Below are 24645 nucleotides of genomic sequence, written 5' to 3' on the forward strand. Positions count from 1 at the left end.
TTTCGTTAATTAATTTTCTTAGACTTTTTGGTAATGATTAGTGGGACTGCTTCACGGTTATTATACTCAATGATTATTTGGTATTTTTCTATACCAATACCATTCATTGTGCCTGCAATCCATTTATTAATAATCAACCCATCTCTATCAATACTATCATCTTGTTTAACCATAACATTTTCAACATCACTAAATTTTGGTTCGCTTTCGATCACTATTGTTCCATCTTCTAGAGTATGTGTTAATTGAAATTCAACTGGCTCATGGATATGACTCTGGCCAGCTAGGGAAGGAGAGTTACTTTTCATTGCCGGCAGTTCATATTTATTGAAAAACATTTTTTTATCAGTGCAAATATCTTTGTCGGTTTCAGGACCATTTTTAATCTCTAAAACTTCAATACCATTGGTTGATACGCGGTATTTTAAATCGATATATTTATCGGTTATTACAGTTGATTGGTTTGTAGGAGGTTGCCAGTTTTTACGATATAAACGAATGGAAACCGTTAGCACTTCGTTAGAATCGGCTTTAGCAAAATCAGGAATATCCAGATAAAAATAGAGATGATTCTGGAAAACGCGGACAGAACTTTCTATTAAAGATCCATCAGGGCCAACATTATAAAGCGGTATCTTACGAATAAAGGTTTGGATGCCATAGATGGCAATAGTATAGTCATTGAGCGCTAAACCAAAACCACTGTGTGAACGGCGATCATCTTCATGATAAGCGTCATAACCTAAATGTTCGAACTCTGCGTGTTTGCCAAAATAGCAACGATTTAACCAATGCTGAATAGGCGTGTATTTATCATACTTTTTACTAAACAAAATGGCAAATCCACCTGCAACCATAAAAATAACACCGATAATAATGGTGATTAAGGTACCGATTAAAGCTATGGCTGCACCAATAATTAAACCAATAGAACCAAGAAATCTATAAGTAGCATAAGTTTTATCTTCCATATCCAACATATCAAACGCACTATTTAACTCAGTAATAGCATCAAGGACGGTGATTATTGTTGTTACTCTGGTAACAGTTTTACTAATTAGAGTATTTAATTTTAATTGGCTATTGATGGCTTGAGTATTAGCATTGATAACCATAGCGTCTTTTAACTTCATCAAGAGTTTAATATTATGGTATTGATTAATTATATCAACCCCCAGCGTTGCCAGATATACCACATCTTTTATTAATTGTACTTTTACTTGTTGTTCGCCACTGCCCTCTTTTGCAACGCCCCACTCTTTAAGCGTGTCGTTTATATTCATCAAAGTGATAACACCTGATATCGAATTCACTGTCAGATTAATGGCAAAAGTTATTTTTCTAACATTGATTTCGTTATTAACGTTTCCTAACACAATTTCATTATTGGTATTTTCTAAATCAATTTTAGTTTTGTTTGAAACATTTTCTATATTTTCTTTTTCTTGATTTATTTTTATGATTTCATTGTTACGATTTCTTGAACTAATTTTTATTTTTTTCATCTTGGGTTGACTTCATGCCTTCGGCTGCATTACCAAGCTGAGCTCGAAGGTTTTTTTGTTTATAAATTAGCTTAAAATAGTCTTTATACGCATTTTCAACAAATTCTTTTAATTTGCGGGGGCTTAATATCCCATTGGTTTGCTTAATAAAATCGACAAATAAGCTTTTTGTTATTTTGTCTGGAAAACAGAGCGTAAATTTGGCTTTTTGGGTTTTTATTGTACCTGTTTTGGTCACCTCTTCATCAAGGTCAAAATTTTGCAAAAACTCCAGTTCATGCGGATGATAGATACCTCGATTAAAAAAACCTCGCTGCATTTGGGTTAATAAATTTTGGATTTTAGCGTAATTTTTTGGTCTTATTTGTATAGTAATTTCAACTGGCATCGCTCCGATTCTGGCTAGTTGATCAAAAGCGTTAAGTCGCATCCACGGTGATTTGGCGGTATGTAATTTATCTTTAATTAGTGCTGCCTGCTTTCCTAGGGCGGTGCTATTTAATAAATGTTTTATATTAGCGCTATGGCCTGAGTTTGACGTTTTTGATTGAGCTATTTCTGACATCTGTTGATTGACTTTTTCAAGCTCTTTATTTAATTTTTGAATTTCAGCCTTGTATTTGCTTTTGTCCTTTATCAATTTTTTAGTTTCAGTTTTAGCTTTCTCATTGTCTGAATTTTTCGCATTTTCTTTTTTCAGTTCTTCTATTTTTTGCTGATTGCTTTTAATTTTAGCTTCATAATTTGCTTTATGCTGTTCTAATATATGTAGTTTTCTTTTTAGTTCTACTTCGCTTACTTCTTCAATTGCTCTAGATATGATTGCTCCAACTCTTAATGCATTTGATATAATATCTCTGGGTTTTAGTAGTCGATTATCCGCCAGATCAACATACACTTCTTCATCACGATCAATACCTTTAGGGTTATTATAGTCAATAATGTAATAGATGCTTTCTGGATTGCTAAGCAGTTCATCCCACAAGGCAGTATCAGCACCTAACTTTATTTCTGAATGGGTTGAGTCTAATAGTATTTGCGTAACTTCATTTATATGCGCTATCGAGGTTGTTTCAACTGAAAAATCAAATTCACGTTGCCAAAAATGGACTGGGTTAAAACTGCTTGGTTTTACTTGATCAAAGTCCGATATAAACTCTGGCTTACCAAACAACCAGCGGACATAAGTAAAATAATCTTGTGACCATTCTTTACAATAATCAACGACTTCGTTATAAGCTGCCTCTAATTCGGTATTAAAGTTCTTAACTGTTTGTTGATTAACACAATCATCAAAATCGTCTAATGCTTGCTTTTTGTCTGACTTTATTTGACTTATTTTAGTGTACATTTTTGTTGATGGAGGGATCTCGTAATAACCAACTTTATCCTTACCAGAATTTTTAAGTTTTTCAATTTCTTCCTTTACTTTATCAATTTCACGATCATAATACATTACAATTGACTGACGGTACTGCGTCATTAATTCAAATATCATCCGTTTTTTTAACATTCCAGCATCATAATATTTAAAACGTTGCTGCAATTTTGGATTGACTGTTTTGAGCATATTTTTGGCGCGTTGTTCATAAATTTTAGTTTCTTTATCGATGTCATCCAAATTATCAATAACTTCTTCAGCAAGTTTTAGTTCGTCATCAGTCAGAGGTTTTTCATTAAATATATGCAAATGTGAAAGCCGCTGAGAGTTTAGCTCTTCAGCAATACCAAAAGTGTCTTCCACAACGACACCACATGAAGAACCTGATAATGGATTGACGTGGTAGGCAAATGAACGTTTTTGATCATAAAGACTGATAAAAGGATGTGCCGATTGGAAGTTTGGCAACAGGTCTTTTTTTATTCTAAATTCAAGTACGTTACTGACACTTTCGGTATCATCTGCTTTGCCAAAAATATCCACAAAAGGTACTGCTCGATTGTTGGTTGCTTGATCGGGATCGTCTTTCAATTTGGTTATGTCAATGTGGGTAAAACGAGATAGCGCCAGTTTGTCTTGTTCATTAATATATTGATCAATTGTTTCGCTAGACCAAGGTTGTGAAACATATGCTACCCATGCATTGGTAAAGATTCGATCATCCAAATTAATAAATGAGGCTGGAATGGAGTGGCAGGCATTGTAACATGCTTTTGATAATGGTCTTGGTTCTGTACCACTTAAACTATAAGCATCTTTTAAACGTAATACACCATTAAAACACTCATAAGCTTCAAGCATTCGTGTATTAATATCATCTCCTTTTTGTTGCATCACATAAACATAACCTTTGCGCAGAGTACGCAAAATATAGCCATAATCTTTTAACTGTTCGTCAGGCATGCGATTTTTAAAGTTTATTTTTTGTGCATAATTAGCTAACGATTGATAATCTACATCACTTTTTGCGCCTTTAAACGGCGCTAATTTAATAACCGCCTGACGCAATAAAAACACCGGAATACCTTTTCGTTCACATGCAGGACATTTTCCAGCCGCTTGTCTTTTGTTTTGATTGCCTATATTTATTTCTTTTTCCATGTTGGTTATTCCTTATTATTTTATTTATCTAATTTCCTTAATGTTTGTACTTTCAATAGCAATATTGGCATTATTAATTTGTGTTGATAGTGTTCCAGGTGTTTTTTTAGCAAGCTCAATTAGCATTAAAACTTTGGGATTTTGGGTAAAGGCTTGATGGTGCCTTAAACCACAAATTCCCCAAAATAAGATATCACCAGCGTCAACTAAGCCTAATTGTATAGCTTGCTTAACCAATTGTGTCGCCTCGGCGATAATATCTTTTGATAGTGGTAAAGATTGTTGCTCTTCAAATTGTAATCGGTTATTTGCCCAAGCATTAACCAAAGTACGAACTATTCGAATATTTTTAATAAGCAGATTGTCATCAATATCCCAACTTTTTTCTGGCATGGGTTCGTTTTTAGCAGTAAATTGAACAAATTTACCATTATGAATTGAAGGATAATAATAGTTGTAAATTTGAGAAAATTGCGCTTTTAACCACGCTTTACTTTGATTGGAACCCACTTCATCCAAAAATTGCATCCGAAAAGGCTCAAAAAAAGGATAATATGGTTCTTTTAAAGTCCGACCAATTGAATTGCCGATATTAACTAATTGTTTTGCCAATGCTGAGGGTTTTTGGTCACTAACCAGATAAGCACAGATATAACGTTGTGACCAAAAACACTCTAATGCCGCTTGTCGGCTAATGTCATCAATTATGACATCATCGGTCAATATACTTGGCTCAGCCAATTGAATCAATGTCGGGCAAACACTTGGATCGTAATCCAGATCAGTACGTAATACTGTTGTTAGTTTTTTTTCACCAAAAGCTTTATTTTCACCAAAAGCTTTATTTTCACCAAATTGATACGTTAGTTTTTCAAGTGATAACGGACTTGCCCAATGAAGTACAACTCTATTATCAATTAACAGATAACGATATCGTCTAAAATTCTCGAACTCATTTAATTCCTCGAACATTTTTAACCTTTTTTCCTACCGCGTTTATCATTAATTTCACTCATCTTTAGTAAAATAGTTATTTTTTGTTAACGCCTGTTTTCTCATAGCATTACATTTTAAGTAGACTTCATCGACGAGGCCCCTAATCAATGACCTTTTCGTTGATTTTAATAAATGAATTACTTTGATCTAATATTGGGTTGAACGATAGCTTTTGGTAGCTGAAAGTGGAAATAATTGAATAATCGCAAAGTTGATTTAATTGTTCATCTATTGAAGCTAGATAAATAACAATCAATCTATTGTTTATAATATCAATTCTAAGCGAATAACGATTTTTTAAAACCGTTTTAGAGATTGCGTTAACACTGGCTAATGTTATTTTTAAAACGATGTTTCCATTACTTCCTTACATATCCTAACAAGCTAAATTCTATTTATTATTTTTATAAATTAAGTACTTACCAACATTATCCTTAATATAAGTAAGTTACATTTAGTTTAAAGAATATAATTTATTTGTATGATTTTCAACCTGTTATTGTGTTTTTTAACTTAATTATGGGTTCTTTTTTATCAATTTATAGTCAAATAACCATTATTAGCATGATTAAAATTACTCTTAGCAAGCTAAATAAGGGAGACAAAATATCAATTACATTTATTCATTTAATTTTAAGGTTAGAAATTAGCATTTATTAAAAATAATGTTGCAGATTAATTTATATAAAAAGGATAACGTTACTTCTCTTATCTCAAAATAATATGATTGAAGATGACTATAATGGCATAAATTGAAATTATCATTACAATTGACAATGATTGAAATACTAATATTTTGTTTTTATAACTGTTATTGCTTACTATATTGTTAAGTGTTTTTGAGATAATTAATACTGAATTTATTGTTTATTAATCTAATAAATTTAACACACTAGGAATTAGGAACCTATGCATATACATTTTATTATCCACGAAGATTTCGAAGCACCTGGCGCCTATGAACAATGGGCAAAAATGCACCATCATACCATCAGCTATTCTCGAGTTTATCTTGGTGAACCACTTCCCGATAAGATAGATAAAATTGATATGTTAATTATTATGGGCGGCCCTCAATCGCCAGCTACCAGCAAACGAGAGTGCCCGTATTTTGATTCGTTAGCAGAGCAAGCTGTCATATTATCGGCAATCAAATCGAAAAAAATCGTTATTGGCGTCTGTCTTGGTTCGCAACTAATCGGTGAGGCATTAGGTGCACCGCATGGCCATAGTCCGGAAAAAGAGATCGGTAAATTCCCTATCACCTTAACTGAAATTGGCCAAAATCATCCCCTCTTTGCCGATTTTGGCAATAGTCTAGCCGTCGGTCATTGGCATAATGATATGCCGGGTTTAACTAAAGAGGCACAAATTATTGCTTATAGTGAAGGTTGTCCACGACAAATCGTTGCTTATGATCAATTAGTATATGGTTTTCAATGCCATATGGAGTTAACCCATGCGGTGATTGAACAACTTATTGCTCATTCTGAAAAGGATCTTAAAGAGGCCACAAAATACCGTTTTGTAGATACGCCAGATCAACTTCGTTCTCATGACTATTATGAAATGAACCAAAAACTGTTTGGATTTTTAGACAAATTAAGTGTTAATTATCTATCACAGATAAAAAACAATAATTATAAATGACCCGTATTTTATTCTAAAACCTAAATTAGGATAGCCATCGACTATCCAAGTAATAGTTTGAGAGATGTATCGATAGTTCGTATACTCGATAGTATAATGTAGTTAACAATTCCTAATAGATGAAAGGAGCAATCTCATGGCTTATACACTACCTTCACTACCTTATGCTTATGATGCATTAGAGCCTTATATTGATACTCAAACCATGCATCTTCACCATGATAAACATCATCAAACTTATGTAAATAATGCTAACGCACTATTAGAAACTCTACCTAGAGAATTGAATGAATTTTGTCCCGAAACGTTACTAAAAAATCTAGATAAAGTCCCTGCAGAGAAAGTGACTGGTGTAAAAAACAATGTTGGTGGTCATGTCAATCACACTCTTTTCTGGGAATTGCTTAAAGTCGGAACTGAACTTAAAGGTGAACTAAAAACTGCCATTGAAAAAGATTTTGGTTCGGTTGATGCGTTTAAAGAAAAATTCTCAGCCGCCGCTGCAACTCGTTTTGGCTCAGGTTGGGCTTGGTTAGTACTAAAAAACGGCAAACTTGAAGTGGTTTCAACCGCCAATCAAGACACCCCAATTATGGGCGAGAAGTTTGCCGGTGTTTCAGGTACACCAATTTTAACCCTTGATGTTTGGGAACACGCTTACTACTTAAAATACCAAAACCGTCGTGCCGATTATATTGGGGCGTTTTGGAATGTCATTAACTGGGACAAAGTTGCGGAATTATACGCAGCAGCAAAAAAATAATCATCGCAAATTAGCCTAAAAAATGACGCATAAAGCGTCATTTTTTATTTTTGTGCATTTCTATAATTCACCGTATTTACTTAAATGGCGCAAGCAAAATAATTGCTAAGTTATACTTAAATCCGTTACAATGTAGGATTAGTTAAAAAACTTAAAAATCAACAAAACAGCGCAATATGTTTGAAATTAATCCTATCAAATCGAAAATAGCCGAATTAACCGAGCGAACAGATGTGATTCGGAGGTATCTTTGACTACGATCTCAAGAAAGAACGTCTTGAGGAAGTCAATGCCGAATTAGAACAATCGGAAGTTTGGGCTGATCCTGAAAAAGCACAAGCGTTAGGTAAAGAACGCGTTACGCTTGAAGAGATCATCAATACCATCGACTCTTTAGACCAAGGTCTAGACGACGTTGAAGGTCTACTTGAACTTGCTATAGAAGCAGAAGATCAAGATACTTTTGACGAGGCCAATCAAGAATTAGAACAACTAGAAAAAAAACTAGCCGGTCTTGAATTCCGCCGCATGTTCTCAGGTGATTATGATAGTGCTGATTGTTATTTAGATATCCAATCTGGATCAGGTGGCACTGAAGCACAAGATTGGGCGGAAATGCTACTTAGAATGTATTTACGTTGGGCTGAATCGAAAGGGTTTAGCACCGAAGTAATGGAAGTATCAGACGGTGATGTGGCCGGTATAAAATCTGCCACAATTAAAATATCTGGTGATTATGCTTATGGTTGGTTACGTACCGAAACCGGCGTCCATCGCTTAGTACGTAAAAGTCCATTTGATTCAGGAAATCGACGTCATACATCATTTGCATCAGTATTTGTCTATCCAGAAATTGATGATAATATTGATATTGATATCAACCCTGCCGATCTACGTATTGATGTTTATCGCGCATCTGGTGCTGGTGGTCAGCATGTTAATAAAACCGAATCTGCTGTTCGTATTACCCATGTGCCAACAGGGATTGTGACTCAATGTCAAAACAATCGCTCTCAACATAGTAATAAAGATCAAGCGATGAAGCAGCTCAAAGCGAAACTTTATGAGCTGGAAATGCAGAAAAAGAATGCCGAAAAACAGCAGATGGAAGAAAATAAATCCGATATTGGTTGGGGTAGTCAGATCCGTTCATATGTACTTGACGACTCAAGAATTAAAGATTTACGTACCGGCGTCGAAACCCGTAATACTCAAGCCGTTTTAGACGGTGATTTAGATCAATTTATTGAAGAAAGCTTAAAAGCAGGTTTATAACCCTGTTTGGTGATAAATAAAAGGTAATATTATGTCAACACAGCAAGAGCAACAAAACCATATTGAAGAGTTAAACAACGAGCTTACAATACGTCGTGAAAAGCTGGCTGCAATTCGCGAACAAGGTATTGCTTTCCCAAACGATTTTCGTCGTGACGCAATCTCAAGCGATCTTCATAAATTGTATGATGATAAAACTAACGAAGAGCTAATCGAAAATAAAATTACCGTAACAGTTGCTGGTCGCATGATGATGCGCCGGATTATGGGTAAAGCTTCATTTGTATCACTACAAGATGTGACTGGACAAATCCAACTTTATGTCACTCGTGATGATCTACCAGAAAATTACTATAACGAACAGTTTAAAAAATGGGATCTTGGTGATATTGTTGGTGCTAAAGGTTATTTATTCAAAACCAAAACAGGTGAGCTTTCAATCCATTGTCAAGAAATTCGCTTATTAACAAAAGCACTACGTCCATTACCAGATAAATTCCACGGCTTAGCTGACCAAGAAATGCGCTATCGTCAACGTTATCTTGATTTAATTACTAATCAACAATCTCGAGATACCTTTATTGCCCGTTCAAAAGTGGTGACTGAAATTCGCAACTTTATGCTTGAAAACCACTTTATGGAAGTTGAAACACCAATGATGCAAGTGATTCCTGGTGGGGCATCAGCTAAACCATTTATCACTCATCATAATGCGCTAGATTTAGATATGTATTTACGAATTGCGCCAGAACTTTACTTAAAACGTTTAGTTGTTGGTGGATTTGAACGAGTATTTGAAATCAATCGTAACTTCCGTAACGAAGGGGTATCACCACGACATAATCCAGAATTCACAATGATGGAAATGTATATGGCTTATGCCGACTATAAAGATCTGATTGTATTAACCGAAGCTTTATTCCGTCGCTTAGCTATCGCAGTAACGGGTGATGCAGTTGTACAGTATGGCGAACATTCTTTTGATTTTGGAAAACCATTTATCAAAATGACGATGCGTGAAGCAATTTGTCATTATCGCCCAGAAACGAATAATGCCGATTTAGATGATTTTGATAAAGCATGTGCGATTGCCAAAGATGTGGGCATCAAAGTAGAAAAAGGCTGGGGATTAGGTCGAGTTATAACTGAAATTTTCGAAGAAGTTGCTGAAGCTAACTTAATACAACCAACTTTTATCACCGAATATCCAGCTGAAGTATCACCACTGGCTCGTCGTAATGATGAAAACCCGTTTGTCACTGACCGCTTTGAATTTTTCATCGGTGGTCGAGAAATTGGTAATGGATTCTCCGAACTTAATGATGCCGAAGATCAGGCGCAACGTTTTGCCGATCAAGTATCACAAAAAGATGCTGGTGATGATGAAGCAATGTTCTATGATGAAGATTACATCACAGCACTAGAACATGGTTTACCGCCAACAGCAGGACTAGGGATTGGTATTGACCGAACTGTAATGTTATTTACCAATAGTCATACTATTCGTGATGTGATTTTATTCCCGACAATGCGACCTGTTAAATAGTCATTACTAATTTAATAAAACTCACTTATTTTTTAATAAGTGAGTTTTTTAGTTTCACAAACCTCATTCCGCAACTTTCTTAAAATCTATTCAACGTTTAACACTACCTCGCAATGACGTTTATGCCAGCATATATAGATTATGATGTTATTAGTAATAAATAATCATTAACTCCAATTGGTAAATTAACATATGGATAAGAGGCTTTTTAGCAAAGTTGTTACTTACTGGCTTAATTAAGAAACCAGATATTGAACGACAAAAACGGCGTTTCTCAATTTTTTGCTATAAAAAATTGCCTTAAAATAAACCTGAGTAGTTGGGGCTGGTGGTTGAGGCTAGGCTAAAAATCACTTTTTATTATCCTTTTCGTCAGTTTGGTTGACTCTATGAGTCAACCATGTCTCTAGCAAACTTACTCTATTTTCTTGTCTATAATTTTGTTGTATGAAAAAGTGTAGACTTTCCAGTATTAATTGGCATGATCATACTAATATCAACAAAAGTTTCACCTACTGTAGGCAGTTCAATTGGATTTGTCATACTAGAACTATTAGTGGTGGGGGGGTAAATCTTGTGCCATCTGAAAGGGTTATAGTGTAGAGAAATAACCGAACGTATAACGCCCACGCAAAAGCGTAATTAATGAATTTGATAACTCATTATTAACTAACTATTTTCCAAAAAATTATATATTTATTGCAATCCTTCATACCCAATTGTAAAATCTGAACGTTCAAAAAAATTTGCTAAATCAAGATTAAATGAAGTAACAAAAAAAGAGGCAACAAGAAAAATCAGTATTTTTTAGATCGTTTCCCAATAATATTCATGATTTAGCGATGTGTGATGATCGGGGGGAGAAATGACCGAACATTAGTTTATAATATAGCATTACGAATGTTCTGTAAGTTATTTAAAATTAATACAGTTGTTCATCTGGTAAAATTCACTAGAGGCAATTTTGATGTTAATCAACAGGGTCATGTATTAAGTAGGAAAATATTATTACTAAATTGTATAATGAAGATATAGATAAACTTCATCAAACTAATATTAATGATAAGTATCAATTTGCTACAGATCTAAAAGCCGCATTATCATAGTTTTATGAATTATCTGATGAAGTTAAATTTAAAAAAATTGAAAACAATATAAATTAAATTGGAGAAAATAATGATGTTAAGAAAAGTAATTGCAGTTTGCCTTTTTTCTGTTGCCCTAGTTGGTTGTAATGATAATGTATCAGGAAAATTTTCCGGGACGTGGGTTGAGCCTAATGCTAACTCTAAGTCGAGTATAGTTACAATTACAGCAAAAGGGGATCATTATGAGGTCAATCATGTCGCCCCTATGATAAATAGAAATTCAACATTTGATGTAAAAGAAGATTCTAATTATTTAAGAGCTACAAATAGTAATCGTATCGAATACACGTTAATTTCACCAAATGAACTGGCGTTCGGTAATAATAAAAAAGTGAAGTGGATCAAGAAGTAGAGTAAGTATTTTCAAGTCGAATAATAATTGTGTTCATAAATGGTACTTGTTACTATTTATGAGTAACTAAATTATTAATAAAAATTTGTTACAATCACCACAAATTAACCTTGCTGTATGTTTAGCCCATGCATTTTGTCCGCAATCTGGACATGTAAACTTACTTCTGGTTCCTGTGCTTTTAACCATCGGTTTTTTAATTGTTATTGTGTTCTCTTCATTCGACATTTAAATTTCGTTACCATTTACTGTTTATATTAATTTATTAATTCGATGTTATCTGCTAGTGTACTGGTTATCTAGTCTATTAGTATGTCATGATTAGCTTTTGATATCGAGGGCACTTTCTGAATATTTATCATTGGAATGTCTACACTTTTTCATACAACAAAATTAAGGGGTAACTGTTTATTAAATGCCATCGGCGTCAAATAATCTAATGATGAATGCAGCCGATTGTTCTAGTACCAATATGCATAAACAGAAAAACGTTGTCTAGGTTCATTGTTTTAGCTCATTAGTATTGGTGAATATCTCATTTTTGACAAATTCAGTTTTAATTGTCTTGAATGTCGCTTCAGCAACGGCATTATCGTAAGGATATTCTTTATGGCTCAATGAGCGAGTGATATCAAATACCTCAAAACAACTATCGAGTAATTGATTATCAAACTCTTTTCATTGGTCTGAATGAAATATAGTGCGATTGAAGATAATGGTGCTTTAATTTGGCTTAATGCTTGCATAACAAGCTCGGCTGTTTTGTGGTGTCCGACACTGAATCCGACTATCTTTCGTGGTGAGAGTTATAGTAATAAACACAGATAATTCCATTTTTGCCCCACTTTTATATAAGTCAAATCAGTGACAATATTATTTGCTTTTACGTCCACGGTAAAATTTCGCTGTAATACCTTGGCAATTGCTACTGAATTAACTTCTTTAGAACGGTTTTTATACCATTTTAAGGTATATTTTGATTTCAATGATAATGCCTTCATGACTTTAGCCACATCACAACGCGATACGATTATACCTTGATTTGACAACGCTTTTCGTATCCTTCGCGTACCATAAGATTGATAGCTACAATTAAAAATAGATTGAATCTCTTGTGCATACTTTAAAACTTTTTTCTCAAGGCGCGTTTTGCACTGATAATAAAAGTAATGCCTTGATATACCTAAACATCGACACAACCTGAATGGCGATGTCGATTTGATTGTATCACTGCGATTTTCGTCCCATTATCAGTGCGGCTTGCTTTAGGATTTCGTTTTCCATCAATAACTGTTTATTCTCTTTGCGCAGGGCGAGTAACTCATTATCTTCAGTACTTCGATTATCTTTAGTTTTGAATGAACCCGTTGTGGAGTATTGTGTTATCCATCTATCTAATGCTGATGGCGTTAACTCATATTGTAAAACTAATTCACTGCGGGTTTTAACTTGTTGCTATAGCGTTACCATCTGCTGTTTGAAATCATCTGTATAGGTTCGTCTTTCTCGTCGTTTTATTTTCTTCGTATTTTCCTTTTTTTGGGTAGTGTATCTTATCCCTTAAAAAAGTTGTACGAATTAGTGTAGCCTATCCAAATTTATCGTTATTCGAAAGGGTTATCCCGAGCAGATCTTCGAGGTTAGTCAAACGTGTGCGACCACCATCAATGGCAAAAACGGTATGGCGCAATTTTTTTGAGAAACGTCATCTACACTTTTAGCCGTTAATCAATTTAATGATTAACGGCCACTTGACTTAATTAGTCAGCTGATTTGGTTTTATGAGGTAAGATTAAATTTAACACAATCGCTAAAATTCCACATAAGCTTATACCTTGCAGTGCATAAGATCCAAAGTCAAAAATCATGCCACCAATACCAAATACTAGTACTAACGAGACGATACACATATTCCGTGATACAGAAAGATCAACTTTATGTTTAACTAAAATATTAATACCAACCGAAGCAATTGAACCAAATAGTAGCACCATGATTCCCCCCATTACGACAGTTGGAATTGAGCTTAAAAATGCCCCTATTTTACCAATGAAAGACATTAAGATTGCCCAGATTGCTGCCCATGTCATTACTTGAGTTTTGAAATTTCGAGTTAAGGTAACCGCGCCAATCACTTCAGCATAAGTTATGCATGGCGGTCCACCTAAGAATCCAGCTGTGGTTGTAGCTAGTCCGTCGCCTAATAATGTACGTTGTAAGCCTGGATCGCGGGTATAATCTCTACCTGTCACCGCTCCAATTGCCATAATGTCACCCACATGTTCGATGGTCGGTGCAATAACAATTGGGATCATGTATAAAATAGCTTGCCATTGAAAATCAGGAAAGGTGAAATCTGGTATCTTAAACCATGGAGCATCAATTACTGGTTGAAAATTAACAATACCAAAAGTGCAAGAGAGCGTGTATCCAACCACAATACCGGCAATAATCGGTACCAGCCTAAAAAAGCCTTTTGCCCAGATAGCGACAATTAGCGTAGTTAATAAAGATCCCATTGAGATAATAATAAGTTGGTAATTTTCGGCTTGAAGTCCACTGTTTTTACCCATTGCCATCCCAACTGCAACTGGCGCTAGTGATAATCCGATTACCATAATAATTGGTCCAGTTACTACCGGTGGTAAGATCCGGTCAATGACATTGTTACCATTAATTTTTACTAAAAAAGCAAAAAACATAAACACTAAACCTGCTGCCACTAATCCACCTAAAGTTGCAGGTATCCCCCATTGGGCTACCCCAAAAGATATTGGGGCAATAAAAGCGAACGAAGAAGCTAAAAATACCGGTACTTTATTTTTGGTTGCTAATTGAAATAATAGCGTACCTGCACCAGCAGTAAATAGTGCTACGTTTGGATTTAATCCTGTTAGTAGTGGTACTAAAACTAAGGCGCCAAATGCCACAAATAGCATTTGCGCACCAGTGAAAATATCTTGCCAAGACGGTTTTAGTTGCGAAATATCTTTTTGTATATCATCATCAGTGTTTTTAGCCACGTTATCCCCTCTTTTGAATTCCATCTTTAATATTATGTCATTGTTAACTAGCAGACATAAAAAAACCGGATAAACCGGTCTAAAATTTGAGATTTTATTTAGTGCCAAATATCTTGTCGCCAGCGTCACCAAGTCCGGGCAGGATATAACCTTTATCGTTTAGTCGTTCATCAATTGATGCGGTATAGAGTTCAACATCAGGATGGGCTTGTTCTAATACTTTAATACCTTCTGGCGCAGCAACTAATACAAGTACTTTGATATTTTTACAACCAGCTTTTTTAAGCAGGTCAATAGTTGCAACCATTGAGCCACCAGTTGCCAGCATTGGATCAACAACTAACGCCATGCGTTCTTCAATATCAGAAGTCAGTTTTTGGAAATAAGGAACAGGTTCGAGAGTTTCTTCGTTACGATAGAAACCAACAACACTAATTCTTGCACTTGGTATATGTTCTAAAACACCATCCATCATACCTAAACCTGCACGTAAAATAGGAACAACGGTAATTTTTTTACCTTTAATTCGTTCGACTTCAACTGGTCCACACCAACCTTCAATTGTAACTTTTTCCGTCGGTAAGTTAGCTGTTGCTTCATAGGTCAATAAACTACCAACTTCACTGGCAAGGTCTCGGAAATCTTTTGTGCTAATATCGTGTTCACGCATTAAGCCAATTTTATGGCGAACTAGAGGGTGTTTTACTTCAACAATTTTCATGGGGAGCCTCAGTGTTATTCTTTGATGATCTAATTAGTAGGTATAAATAACCACTGAGAGCTAATTATAGCAGAGATATCAAATCATGAAAACCTGAAAACAACAAGAACGCTTATAAGGTAACCATATAAATTAAAAAAAGAAAAACTAATTTCAATGATAAAAATCAGTTTTATTTTCACTTTTTTTATAAAAAATCAAATCTAAAGGTTTTTTTCTAATTACATTAAAAAAGATTATGTAATTTTTAATGGAAGAGCTTGTCGAAAATAGTATTGGATGTATATTATATTTACTATCATTGTTACTTTTTTTAAAATAATGCTTGATATTTCTTTGGAACTTGATTCAATTGTGACTACGGTATATGCATTAGCAATAATACTTCCACTTTACTATTTAAGTAAGATGCTTACATGATATAAAAAATCAGGTTGGTGGTTATTGCTGAAATTAGTTTCATTTGGCAGTATTATATTACTCATTTTTTTCTTAATGGACTCGACTTCAGGTTTCAACTAATAAAGCCAATATCCCAAAAAATTACGATTAACCCGTGCTCTGTAATCTCATTACCAAATGTAATGAAGTTAACTAATTTTCAGTGTTATCTAATATGTTATTAAATACGTTCCCCGTCTAAATAATCAACTAGAAAATCAATTTGTTGAAATACATCTTTCATCATAATTAATCTTTCACGCAAAATTGAAAATATAGAAATTTTTTTCTTTCGGTACCGACTATTTGCAGAATCACATCAGTTTTCAATAATTACAATCTAAATCGAGGTATTTGTAGCTGCTTCTGTAGGTGAATAAGCAACCAACTTAATTAACAAATATCGAAAATTTTTTCATGATAAAATCATGTTTACTCATTAAGCTATTATTATTTCTATGACATTCAAAAAGATATTTTACTTATATAATTTGCATAAGTTTTATTTTATGAAAACCTAAAATCAACATAAATGTCAATAATATAAGTATCAATTACAAAAATAATGGGCTTAATGATTAAAATCTGTTTTATTATTGTTTTTTTTCATTAAAATAGCTAACTCAAATTTTAGTTTCATTATTTAAATTATAAAGGAATACATAAGGATGAATTGGTTTATTGATTGTATTACAAAAAATTATGCAAATTTTAGTGGAAGAGCTCGTCGGAAAGAGTATTGGATGTTTGTTTTATTTAGCGTTATTTTAGGCATTATTACAGTAATCATTGATATGATGATTAGGGGGGCATTCATAGTCACTATGATCTTTTCCTTGGCAATATTCCTTCCTAATTTAGCTGTTACTGTACGACGCTTACATGATACAGATAAATCAGGTTGGTGGGTGTTATTACAATTTATTCCATACTTAGGTGGTATTATAATACTTATCTTTTGTTTAATAGATTCGACACCAGGTACTAACCAATACGGTGAAAATCCTAAGGAACTATAATTTGTCATTAACCTCATTACCAGATGTAATGAGGTTAATTCAACTTCAGAATTATCTACTATTTTATTTAATACTTTCGTCGCCTAAATACTCAACTATAAAATCAATTTGTAGAAAAACATCATTCATCATAATTAATCCTGCACACAAAATTGGAAGTATAGAAATTTTTTCTTTTAATGCCGACTACTTACAGGATCACATCAATTTTTAATGGTTACAATCTTAATCGAGAAATTTACACTTGCTTCAATAGGTAAATGGGTAACCAACTTAATTAACAAATATCGAAATCTTTTGTGCTAATATCATGTTCACGCATTAAACCAATTTTATGGCGAACTAGAGGGTGTTTTACTTCAACAATTTTCATGGGGAGTCTCAGTGTTATTCTTTGATGATCTAATTAGTAGGTATAAATAACCACTGAGAGCTAATTATAGCAAAGATATCAAATCATGAAAACCTGAAATCCCAACAAAGCGAATCGATGATGAAGATTTTTAAAATTAAGGTTTTACTTTTTTATAAGCTTCCACCTTCAAGGTATTCAACAGGTAAATCGATCACCTTTTGGGCTATCTTTTCACCATTGATGCGTTTTAGGAGTAATTCGGCAGCAATTTTGCCCATTTCGATTCTTGGCGTTTGTATGGAGGCTAACTTTGGATTCATATATTGGCCAATTTTATGTCCATGGAATCCGACTATAGCTATCTGTTTAGGTATTTCAATACCAATACGTTGACATTCAAGTAATACCCCCAAAGCCAAATCATCATTAGTACTAAAAATACCATCAACGCTTGGGTTTTCTTCTAAAACTTGGTGTAAAAATCTTGCGCCTAGTTCATAAGATGATGCTTCTTTTGTCGCTAATGTTTTTGGCGTTAAGCCTGCCTCTTGCATGGCTTTCTCATAACCTTGCTGACGGATGATGCTTCGCTGATCTTGTCTGGCACTAAAATAGACTATATTGCGTCGGCCTTTATTTATCATATGATGGATCATATTTTTGGTGGCAGTGAAATTATCAAAACCAACGGCCATATCTATGCAGGGCGAAACACTGTCCATAATTTCAACTACCGGTACCTCTGATATTTCGATCATTTTGAGTGTGGCTGGGTTGTGTATTCTTTCGGTCAATATCAGTCCATCAATATTGTAAGATAGTAATGAACGTACCCGTAATTCTTCTTTATCGGCGCTGTATCCGGTATGAGTGATCATGGTTTGGTACCCTTTTACATCCGTGACCATTTCGATACCTTTTAAAATATCAGCAAATACTTGGTTGGTTAACGAGGGTAATACTACACCAATGGCATAACTTTTAGCATTTGATAGCATATCAGGCGCTTTGTTAGGAATATAGCCCAGTTTATCAATAGCAGATGAGATTTTTAAACGTAATGATTCAGATACTAGGTTAGGATCTCGTAAAAAGCGACTAACTGTCATTTTACTGATGCCAATTAAGTTGGCGATTTCTTGTAAGCCTGGACGACGTTTTTTATTCATTACTTGTTTTCCGGTAATCTTGGTTGCCAATCGATAGGCGTTTTACCATGCTGTAAAATGAAATCATTCGCTTTTGAGAAGTGTTTACATCCAAAAAATCCACGATGAGCAGATAATGGCGAAGGATGTACAGCGGTTAATACGTGGTGTTTTTGGCGATCAATAAATTGCCCTTTTTTTTGTGCCGGCGAGCCCCAAAGTAAAAATACTACACCTTGTAAATGTTTATCTATCGCTTCAATAACATGATCGGTAAAAGTTTCCCAACCTATTTTGGCATGAGAATGTGCCTGACCAGCCTCGACGGTTAATACATTGTTTAGTAGAAGTACCCCTTGGGTTGCCCAGTAACCTAAATAACCATGATTTGGAATCGTAAAACCTTCAATATCAGTTGAGAGTTCTTTGTAGATGTTCAATAGCGATGGAGGCGGTTTAATTCCCGGTAAAACAGAAAAGGATAAGCCATGAGCTTGACTTGGACCATGATAAGGATCTTGCCCTAAAATCACAACTTTAATGTTATTAAATGCTGTGAAACGAAAAGCATTAAACACATCGCGCTGAGGTGGATAGATGGTTTTACCTTCAGCACGCTGTGCGGCAACAAACTGCATTATATGTTGAAAATAAGGCTTCTCTTTTTCAGAGCCAATAACATCGTTCCATGTTAATTGATTACTCATATTTTACCTTTACTATTATTCTTACTAGTATTGAGATGATAATAATTATACCTAAAAATAATAATAAACCTAATGCTAATCAATAGTTAGACTATATTAAATAAAAACCCTTAAATATTCAGTTAAACACAAAATCGCCATGGATTGACCATATGGCATCGATGTTAACGGAATATTTTTATAATATTCCAAATTGCTTCCCATTGCGGTGCCAAATGAAACATTTAAGAGTGTTCCTTTATCGTCAATATTTGTCATCACGCCTTTGATTGCTTTTTCTGCCATTAATGCATAATCTACCGAGATATAACGTTTTCTTATTGATTTTAAAATACCATAAGCAAAACCAGCCGTTGCCGATGTTTCTAGGTAAGAATCGGAATCATCTATAATGGTATGCCATAATCCACTTTCATCTTGGTATTTAGCAAGTGATTCTATTTGCGCATTGAGTACTTCAATAAGTAATTTTCTAAAAGGGTCATTTTGCTCAAGTTCAAGTAATTCAATAAATTCCGGAATGACAATTGTCAACCAACTATTTCCCCTTGCCCATCTTGCCTTAGCAAAATTATGGTTACCTTCAAATGTCCATCCATGAAACCAAAGTCCAGTTTGGCGATCCATTAAATATTGGATATGAATGAGTATTTGATAAATTGCTTCTTGTATATATTCAGGTTTGTTAAGTAATTTACCAATTTTGGCGATAGGTAATACACTCATCATGAGGGTATCATCCCAAAGTTGTTGGTGATTTTCATTGTTATAAACGATGTGTTGTAAACCACCAAATTTGGTTCTTGGCATTTCATACATTACCCAATCAGCCCAGCGTTCCAAATAGGGTCGGAAAACCGGATTTTTGGTTTCTTCATATCGATAAGCTAAGGTTAAAAATGGGCAAACCGTATTAACATTTTTGGTTGGTGTCCCTTCTGATAAACGCTGTATAAACCATTCGTCAATAATGTCGAGAGTCGGTTTATCACCAGTTTGTTGATAAAATTGATACATACCATAAAGTCCAATCCCATGAGTCCATTCCCATCCATTCCAGCCTTTGGTATCAATTACGCGCCCATCATCTAATCGTAGTAAAAATTCACCTGTTTCATCTTTAATATTAATGAGATTATTAACAATTTTATGAATCAGTTGTTTCAAATCAGAACGCGAAATTATATATTCGGGTTTGCATAGTAATTTGCTATGTTTTACAGGAAATATCTGCATTTTTTACCTCTACTAATCGTTAAAAACGAATTTATTTATTTTTATAACCTATATTGTTATTTCCCCAAAGTTGGGAAACCGGCATGCCCGTTAACATTTCAACAACAGGTTTACCTTCATCACTAATTCGTTTTTCAGAACTAGAACCAATACCTTTTATATTATTAATTTCATTGATTAAAATTTTGTGAGTTGTTAAATTCAATTTGAATTTTAATGAAATTAAGAATCCTAATGAGAGAACAAATATTGTTCCAATCACTAATAAAAATAAGATTATTAGTGAAACTTGTTCTGGTTGTTGATTTTGACCACTAACAAAACCAGACCATTGTAAACACACACCAATCAACATTACCGCACCAGCTTGTGACGCTTTACGTGTGAAAGTCATTACGCCAGCAAAAATACCTTCACGGCGTTTACCAGTGATAATTTCATCAACATCGGAAATATAGGTATAGATATTCCAAGGAACGTAATTAATACCGCCTCGACCTAGGCCTGCAATGGCTGAGATAGTAACGAGTAAGGTATGAACATGGCTTAAGTTGTAATACCAAATAATGCCATACGATAGGCAGCTTAGCCCAAAGATAGTAATGACAGCTCGGTATGCCGGTGCTGGACCATATTTAATGCATAATGGCATCATACAAAGTACAGCAACGAATTGTGTGATAGACATTGTTCCAATTAGCATTGAGGCCACGGTTGGTTCTTGTAATAGGACAAAAATTACATAATAGGTGAATACCGCATTAAAAACATCCTGCGCAATATATCCACCTAAGTACATACCTAAATGCTGTCTAAAGATTTTTATTTTGAATGTAGATAATAATTCAATGACTAAATGACGGATACTTTCTTTAAATGGTAATGAAGCAGCGAGTTGTTCGGCAAGTAACGCTTCTTTTGATTTGAGTTCATTCGGTCTTTCCCAAGTAAATAAGTATACCATGCAAAGAGCAAATGAACATAAGATTGCGAACACTAAACTGGCATAAAAGAATGATATTGCATTATCTTTACCGAAATAGTTGAGCAAAATACCGGGTAAGAATCCAGCTAATATTGCCGACAATTGTGCCATTGAAATTCTGGCACCAGAGAATTTTGTCTTTTGTTTAAAATCATCAGTCATTTCAGGAACTAAGGTTTCGTAAGGAACAAGCACCATGGTGTATACCATGTCGAAGAAAAGGTAGGTGATTAAGTAGTAGAGATAATTCATGCCAGGCGCCCACATCACGCTATAGCTGAATATGAGAGGGATACCAAGCAATATGAAGAATTTACGACGACCAAAGCGTTTACCTAAACGAGTTCGACCAAAGTTATCGGTTAAATACCCCATTAATGGACTAATTACCGCATCAAGAACCCTTGCTGCTGCGAAAATAAATGTGGCTTCAATCGGCGTTAGCCCACAAAAATTGGTATAAAAATATAATAACCACACCGCTGTCAATGCTGTTGTGCCCGCACCCAAAAAATCACCCGCACCATAGGCTAAGTAATTTTTTAATCCTATCACTCTTTTTTTCATAATTTCCCCACTCATTTTTCCTTATTTCAAAAGATAAATATCTCTTTTAATCACTGTAACTAGTCTATGGTGGGTGCTTTGCTTAAACTTTAATATACATGCCAACTTTTTATAAAAATGGCAAAATTTTGAAAGTCGATGTGATTTTGTTCACATATATTTTATTTTTATAAAATAAATTCCATTTTCAAAAAAAATTTATGAAACAATGATTCAAACTTCAACCGTTATTGTGAGTATTTATGATGAATGTCCCAAAAGTAGCCATTTTGTTAGCTGAAGGTTTTGAAGAGGCCGAAGCCATTATTATTTATGACGCGCTTTGCCGAGTGAAAATAGATGTACATCTGTTAGCTTGCGAAAATAATATTAAGGTAAAAAGCTACCATGGTATTGAAATGAGATCTCATGGGTTACTTAAGGATAAACAAAACACACTATACGATGCGGTGATTTTACCGGGTGGTCCTGATGGTACGGTTAATTTGGGTAATAATATCAATGTGATTGATTTCATTAAACACCACGATAAAGAAAATAAGTGGATTTGCCCGATATGTTCAGCAGCAGCAAAGGTTTTGAGTAAGAACAATTTATTAAATGGTCGAAAATATGTCTGTTCAGGTGATTTATATAAAAACGTGCAGGATGGTATTTTTGTTGATCAAGATGTTGTCTGTGATGCTAACCTTTTTAGTGGTAAAGGATTGGGCATGGCATTTAAATTTGCTTTTACGCTCGCAGAATTATTGAAATTAGATGAAGAAGAGATACGCTTTCAAGCCAAACATATTTATATCGATTATTAAATACCTGATAATTTCTATTTTGATATTTATACCGATTAGTTCATAAAAAGTTAATCAACGGTAAAACTTATCGGATTAATAGCTTTTTTTGACTTTAATCAAATTTTGAAAGTGCTATATTAATCTTAAATAGTTTAGGACAATAAGGTCCCAATCCATTAGGAGGATTTAAAAATGATTACAGGCATCCAAATTACTAAAGCTGACAACCAAGCACTACTTAACTCATTTTGGTTATTAGATGATTCAACAAAAGAAGCACGTTGCGTCGCTGCTAAATCAGTTTATAAAGAAGATCAAGTTATCCCAACTGCTGAACTTGGTCAAATCGAGTATCGTGAAATTCCATTAGATGTCGCTCCAACAATTAAAGTTGAAGGTGGTCAACATTTAAATGTAAATGTACTTCGTCGTGAAACTTTAGAAGATGCTGTACAACATCCAGAAAAATATCCACAATTAACAATTCGTGTTTCTGGTTATGCAGTTCGTTTTAACTCACTAACAGCTGAACAACAACGCGACGTTATTGCTCGTACCTTTACGACTAAAATGTAAGTTTATACGTTTAAATAAATTTAATACTAAAAAGGATAATATATAATATTATCCTTTTTTCATGTTATTAATAAATTCAAATCTTTCTATATTATTAAGTATATTTAATACGAAATTATGCGCCAAGTTTATCTTAGTTTATTACATTTATTAATTCAGATATATCAGCTCGTTCCATATAATTAGCATTAACATAAGCAAAATGAATTTTTTTATCCTGCCCAATTAAATAAGTTGCTGGTATTGGCAATGTATAGCTATCATCATCATTAAAATCCAATAAATTAGCACCTAAACTCTTATATAATTCCCTCACTTTTTCAGGTAATGTGAATACTAAACCAAATTTATTAGCTATGTTGTTTTTAGTATCAGTTAGTATCGTTATTGACATTGATTTTTCTTTTTTTAACTGTGCACTAATTGAAGATTTCTGCGGTGAAATAGCAATGAAATGTGCATTTTTTTGAATCAATTCTAAATTATTTTGAAAATGTTCCAATTCTTTTACACAAAACGGACACCAACTACCTCGAAAGAAACTAATGATTACCGGTTGAGTTTCCAGTAATTGGTATAAATTAATTTTTTCATTGTCAGTTGATATTAATGAAAAGTCAGGTGCAATATCGCCACATTGTAAAGCATGACTATCTAGTTTTTCATTTAACATATCAGTTAATGAGTTATTTAACATATTTAGTACATCTGGGGGTAATTGTGTTAATAGATCTTGTCTTAATATTTTTAAGTCTTCAATTACTTTCATTTAATAATTTCCTTTTTTGATACATTTTCATGAATTTGGCTTAGTACTTTTCTGAATATAGCAACATCATTATCAGATAAGTTATTAGTGATTTTTTCGATCCAAGCACTGTGTTCGTTTAACGTTTCCGTTAATAAATCCATTCCTGCTGGGGTTAAACAAATGATTGAAATTCTTTTATCATTTTCATCATTTCTCTTTAACACTAGCTCATCACTAATTAAAGAGCTGACAAGTGTGGTTGTCGAAGCTTTAGTTATTCCTAATAATTTGGCAATTTCTTGCAAAGACAATTCTTGGTATTCTTTCAGTAAAACTAAAATAATTAATCGACTTTCTGAAAGATGATATTTATCAAGACGTTTAGCACACTCTATATCGATCAGATTAGCAACAGATAATAATGTAAAGCATGTTCTAATCTTTTCTAAATCAATCGTATTTTGTTTTTTCAAAATATTGCAAAAAGATAAATAGCGATTTTCGAGCTGCATGTATTATCCTCCAAATTAGTTAGCCCCCTTACTAAT

20 protein-coding genes and 1 pseudogene are annotated in these 24645 nt (G+C 34.0%); 8 read left to right on the forward strand and 13 right to left on the reverse strand.

Annotated features, from left to right (window positions below):
- Positions 1 to 5: 5 nt before the first annotated feature.
- From AC5LXI_RS00950 to AC5LXI_RS00960, 3 genes are read right to left on the reverse strand one after another with little or no spacing between them, the layout of a single operon-like run.
- Positions 6 to 1505, reverse strand: coding sequence for a hypothetical protein (locus tag AC5LXI_RS00950; RefSeq protein WP_493443124.1), 1500 nt, complete (start codon positions 1503 to 1505; stop codon positions 6 to 8).
- Entirely contained in the window at positions 1486 to 4047 is a 2562-nt protein-coding gene (locus AC5LXI_RS00955) for a toxin VasX (protein WP_493443125.1), read from the reverse strand. The genes AC5LXI_RS00950 and AC5LXI_RS00955 overlap by 20 nt, the downstream gene beginning before the upstream one ends.
- A gap of 24 nt (positions 4048 to 4071) precedes the next feature.
- Positions 4072 to 5019 (reverse strand): hypothetical protein, encoded by a 948-nt coding sequence (locus tag AC5LXI_RS00960; RefSeq protein WP_493443126.1) that lies wholly within the window; start codon positions 5017 to 5019, stop codon positions 4072 to 4074.
- 933 nt (positions 5020 to 5952) lie between these two features.
- On the opposite strand from AC5LXI_RS00960, the gene AC5LXI_RS00965 reads away from it, so the two are divergent.
- The 5 genes from AC5LXI_RS00965 to AC5LXI_RS00985 all read left to right on the forward strand — a co-directional run bounded on the left by AC5LXI_RS00965 (position 5953) and on the right by AC5LXI_RS00985 (position 11777).
- Positions 5953 to 6693, forward strand: coding sequence for a type 1 glutamine amidotransferase (locus AC5LXI_RS00965; protein WP_493443127.1), 741 nt, complete (start codon positions 5953 to 5955; stop codon positions 6691 to 6693).
- Positions 6694 to 6829: 136 nt separating this feature from the next.
- Positions 6830 to 7456, forward strand: coding sequence for a Fe-Mn family superoxide dismutase (locus AC5LXI_RS00970; RefSeq protein WP_493443128.1), 627 nt, complete (start codon positions 6830 to 6832; stop codon positions 7454 to 7456).
- Positions 7457 to 7632: 176 nt separating this feature from the next.
- Positions 7633 to 8731 (forward strand): peptide chain release factor 2 gene (gene prfB / locus AC5LXI_RS00975; RefSeq protein ID WP_493443129.1). Its coding sequence is split into 2 segments (ribosomal slippage): positions 7633 to 7707 and positions 7709 to 8731, totalling 1098 coding nucleotides; the frame shifts between segments, so codons are not numbered across the junction.
- 31 nt (positions 8732 to 8762) lie between these two features.
- A complete protein-coding gene (gene lysS / locus AC5LXI_RS00980; protein WP_493443130.1) occupies positions 8763 to 10277 on the forward strand; it encodes a lysine--tRNA ligase in 1515 nt (504 codons plus the stop codon).
- Positions 10278 to 11453: 1176 nt separating this feature from the next.
- Positions 11454 to 11777: a hypothetical protein gene (locus tag AC5LXI_RS00985; RefSeq protein ID WP_493443131.1), complete on the forward strand. Its 324-nt coding sequence runs from the start codon at positions 11454 to 11456 to the stop codon at positions 11775 to 11777.
- Between the two features lie 806 nt (positions 11778 to 12583).
- Here the strand turns inward: AC5LXI_RS00985 and AC5LXI_RS00990 are convergent.
- The 3 genes from AC5LXI_RS00990 to upp (AC5LXI_RS01000) all read right to left on the reverse strand — a co-directional run bounded on the left by AC5LXI_RS00990 (position 12584) and on the right by upp (AC5LXI_RS01000) (position 15521).
- Complete coding sequence (locus AC5LXI_RS00990; protein WP_493443132.1) at positions 12584 to 12976, reverse strand: IS3 family transposase; 393 nt, start codon at positions 12974 to 12976, stop codon at positions 12584 to 12586.
- Between the two features lie 561 nt (positions 12977 to 13537).
- The gene (locus tag AC5LXI_RS00995) at positions 13538 to 14824 is read right to left on the reverse strand and encodes a uracil-xanthine permease family protein (RefSeq protein WP_493443133.1); all 1287 of its coding nucleotides are present in this window, start codon (positions 14822 to 14824) and stop codon (positions 13538 to 13540) included.
- Positions 14825 to 14894: 70 nt separating this feature from the next.
- Positions 14895 to 15521, reverse strand: coding sequence for a uracil phosphoribosyltransferase (gene upp / locus AC5LXI_RS01000; RefSeq protein WP_493443134.1), 627 nt, complete (start codon positions 15519 to 15521; stop codon positions 14895 to 14897).
- Positions 15522 to 16630: 1109 nt separating this feature from the next.
- On the opposite strand from upp (AC5LXI_RS01000), the gene AC5LXI_RS01005 reads away from it, so the two are divergent.
- A complete protein-coding gene (locus tag AC5LXI_RS01005) occupies positions 16631 to 16981 on the forward strand; it encodes a DUF805 domain-containing protein (RefSeq protein WP_493443135.1) in 351 nt (116 codons plus the stop codon).
- A gap of 280 nt (positions 16982 to 17261) precedes the next feature.
- Here AC5LXI_RS01005 and upp (AC5LXI_RS01010) read toward each other — a convergent pair.
- From upp (AC5LXI_RS01010) to AC5LXI_RS01030, 5 genes and pseudogenes are all read right to left on the reverse strand, one after another.
- Positions 17262 to 17354, reverse strand: a pseudogene (upp, locus tag AC5LXI_RS01010) (uracil phosphoribosyltransferase); the annotation flags it as partial.
- A 152-nt stretch (positions 17355 to 17506) separates the two neighbouring features.
- A complete protein-coding gene (gene gntR / locus AC5LXI_RS01015) occupies positions 17507 to 18505 on the reverse strand; it encodes a gluconate operon transcriptional repressor GntR (RefSeq protein ID WP_493443136.1) in 999 nt (332 codons plus the stop codon).
- Positions 18505 to 19191 carry a uracil-DNA glycosylase gene (gene ung, locus AC5LXI_RS01020; RefSeq protein ID WP_493443137.1) on the reverse strand — a complete coding sequence of 229 codons (687 nt, stop codon included), beginning with the start codon at positions 19189 to 19191 and terminating at the stop codon, positions 18505 to 18507. Before ung ends, gntR begins: the two co-directional genes overlap by 1 nt.
- A gap of 96 nt (positions 19192 to 19287) precedes the next feature.
- Positions 19288 to 20427: a beta-galactosidase BglB gene (gene bglB / locus AC5LXI_RS01025; RefSeq protein ID WP_493443138.1), complete on the reverse strand. Its 1140-nt coding sequence runs from the start codon at positions 20425 to 20427 to the stop codon at positions 19288 to 19290.
- Between the two features lie 31 nt (positions 20428 to 20458).
- Complete coding sequence (locus AC5LXI_RS01030; protein WP_493443139.1) at positions 20459 to 21979, reverse strand: MFS transporter; 1521 nt, start codon at positions 21977 to 21979, stop codon at positions 20459 to 20461.
- Between the two features lie 242 nt (positions 21980 to 22221).
- Between AC5LXI_RS01030 and AC5LXI_RS01035 the strand changes: the two genes are divergently transcribed.
- Both AC5LXI_RS01035 and grcA read left to right on the forward strand, forming a co-directional pair.
- Positions 22222 to 22788: a DJ-1/PfpI family protein gene (locus AC5LXI_RS01035; RefSeq protein ID WP_493443140.1), complete on the forward strand. Its 567-nt coding sequence runs from the start codon at positions 22222 to 22224 to the stop codon at positions 22786 to 22788.
- Positions 22789 to 22962: 174 nt separating this feature from the next.
- On the forward strand, positions 22963 to 23346 hold the full coding sequence (gene grcA, locus AC5LXI_RS01040; protein ID WP_493443141.1) for an autonomous glycyl radical cofactor GrcA: 384 nt from the start codon (positions 22963 to 22965) through the stop codon (positions 23344 to 23346).
- A gap of 133 nt (positions 23347 to 23479) precedes the next feature.
- On the opposite strand, the gene AC5LXI_RS01045 is transcribed toward grcA, so the two are convergent.
- Both AC5LXI_RS01045 and AC5LXI_RS01050 read right to left on the reverse strand, forming a co-directional pair.
- The gene (locus tag AC5LXI_RS01045) at positions 23480 to 24115 is read right to left on the reverse strand and encodes a peroxiredoxin-like family protein (RefSeq protein ID WP_493443142.1); all 636 of its coding nucleotides are present in this window, start codon (positions 24113 to 24115) and stop codon (positions 23480 to 23482) included.
- The gene (locus AC5LXI_RS01050) at positions 24112 to 24609 is read right to left on the reverse strand and encodes a MarR family winged helix-turn-helix transcriptional regulator (protein WP_493443143.1); all 498 of its coding nucleotides are present in this window, start codon (positions 24607 to 24609) and stop codon (positions 24112 to 24114) included. Before AC5LXI_RS01050 ends, AC5LXI_RS01045 begins: the two co-directional genes overlap by 4 nt.
- Positions 24610 to 24645: the final 36 nt, after the last annotated feature.

The sequence above is a fragment of the Gilliamella sp. LMG 34361 genome, from assembly GCF_984569075.1.

Excerpts from the sequence above, each read along its gene's own strand:
- AC5LXI_RS00950 (WP_493443124.1), bottom strand. The coding sequence starts at position 1,505 with ATGAAAAAAATAAAAATTAGTTCAAGAAATCGTAACAATGAAATCATA.
- AC5LXI_RS00955 (WP_493443125.1), bottom strand. The coding sequence starts at position 4,047 with ATGGAAAAAGAAATAAATATAGGCAATCAAAACAAAAGACAAGCGGCT.
- AC5LXI_RS00960 (WP_493443126.1), bottom strand. The coding sequence starts at position 5,019 with ATGTTCGAGGAATTAAATGAGTTCGAGAATTTTAGACGATATCGTTAT.
- AC5LXI_RS00965 (WP_493443127.1), top strand. The coding sequence starts at position 5,953 with ATGCATATACATTTTATTATCCACGAAGATTTCGAAGCACCTGGCGCC.
- AC5LXI_RS00970 (WP_493443128.1), top strand. The coding sequence starts at position 6,830 with ATGGCTTATACACTACCTTCACTACCTTATGCTTATGATGCATTAGAG.
- lysS (WP_493443130.1), top strand. The coding sequence starts at position 8,763 with ATGTCAACACAGCAAGAGCAACAAAACCATATTGAAGAGTTAAACAAC.
- AC5LXI_RS00985 (WP_493443131.1), top strand. The coding sequence starts at position 11,454 with ATGATGTTAAGAAAAGTAATTGCAGTTTGCCTTTTTTCTGTTGCCCTA.
- AC5LXI_RS00995 (WP_493443133.1), bottom strand. The coding sequence starts at position 14,824 with ATGGAATTCAAAAGAGGGGATAACGTGGCTAAAAACACTGATGATGAT.
- upp (WP_493443134.1), bottom strand. The coding sequence starts at position 15,521 with ATGAAAATTGTTGAAGTAAAACACCCTCTAGTTCGCCATAAAATTGGC.
- AC5LXI_RS01005 (WP_493443135.1), top strand. The coding sequence starts at position 16,631 with ATGAATTGGTTTATTGATTGTATTACAAAAAATTATGCAAATTTTAGT.
- gntR (WP_493443136.1), bottom strand. The coding sequence starts at position 18,505 with ATGAATAAAAAACGTCGTCCAGGCTTACAAGAAATCGCCAACTTAATT.
- ung (WP_493443137.1), bottom strand. The coding sequence starts at position 19,191 with ATGAGTAATCAATTAACATGGAACGATGTTATTGGCTCTGAAAAAGAG.
- bglB (WP_493443138.1), bottom strand. The coding sequence starts at position 20,427 with ATGCAGATATTTCCTGTAAAACATAGCAAATTACTATGCAAACCCGAA.
- AC5LXI_RS01030 (WP_493443139.1), bottom strand. The coding sequence starts at position 21,979 with ATGAAAAAAAGAGTGATAGGATTAAAAAATTACTTAGCCTATGGTGCG.
- AC5LXI_RS01035 (WP_493443140.1), top strand. The coding sequence starts at position 22,222 with ATGATGAATGTCCCAAAAGTAGCCATTTTGTTAGCTGAAGGTTTTGAA.
- grcA (WP_493443141.1), top strand. The coding sequence starts at position 22,963 with ATGATTACAGGCATCCAAATTACTAAAGCTGACAACCAAGCACTACTT.
- AC5LXI_RS01045 (WP_493443142.1), bottom strand. The coding sequence starts at position 24,115 with ATGAAAGTAATTGAAGACTTAAAAATATTAAGACAAGATCTATTAACA.
- AC5LXI_RS01050 (WP_493443143.1), bottom strand. The coding sequence starts at position 24,609 with ATGCAGCTCGAAAATCGCTATTTATCTTTTTGCAATATTTTGAAAAAA.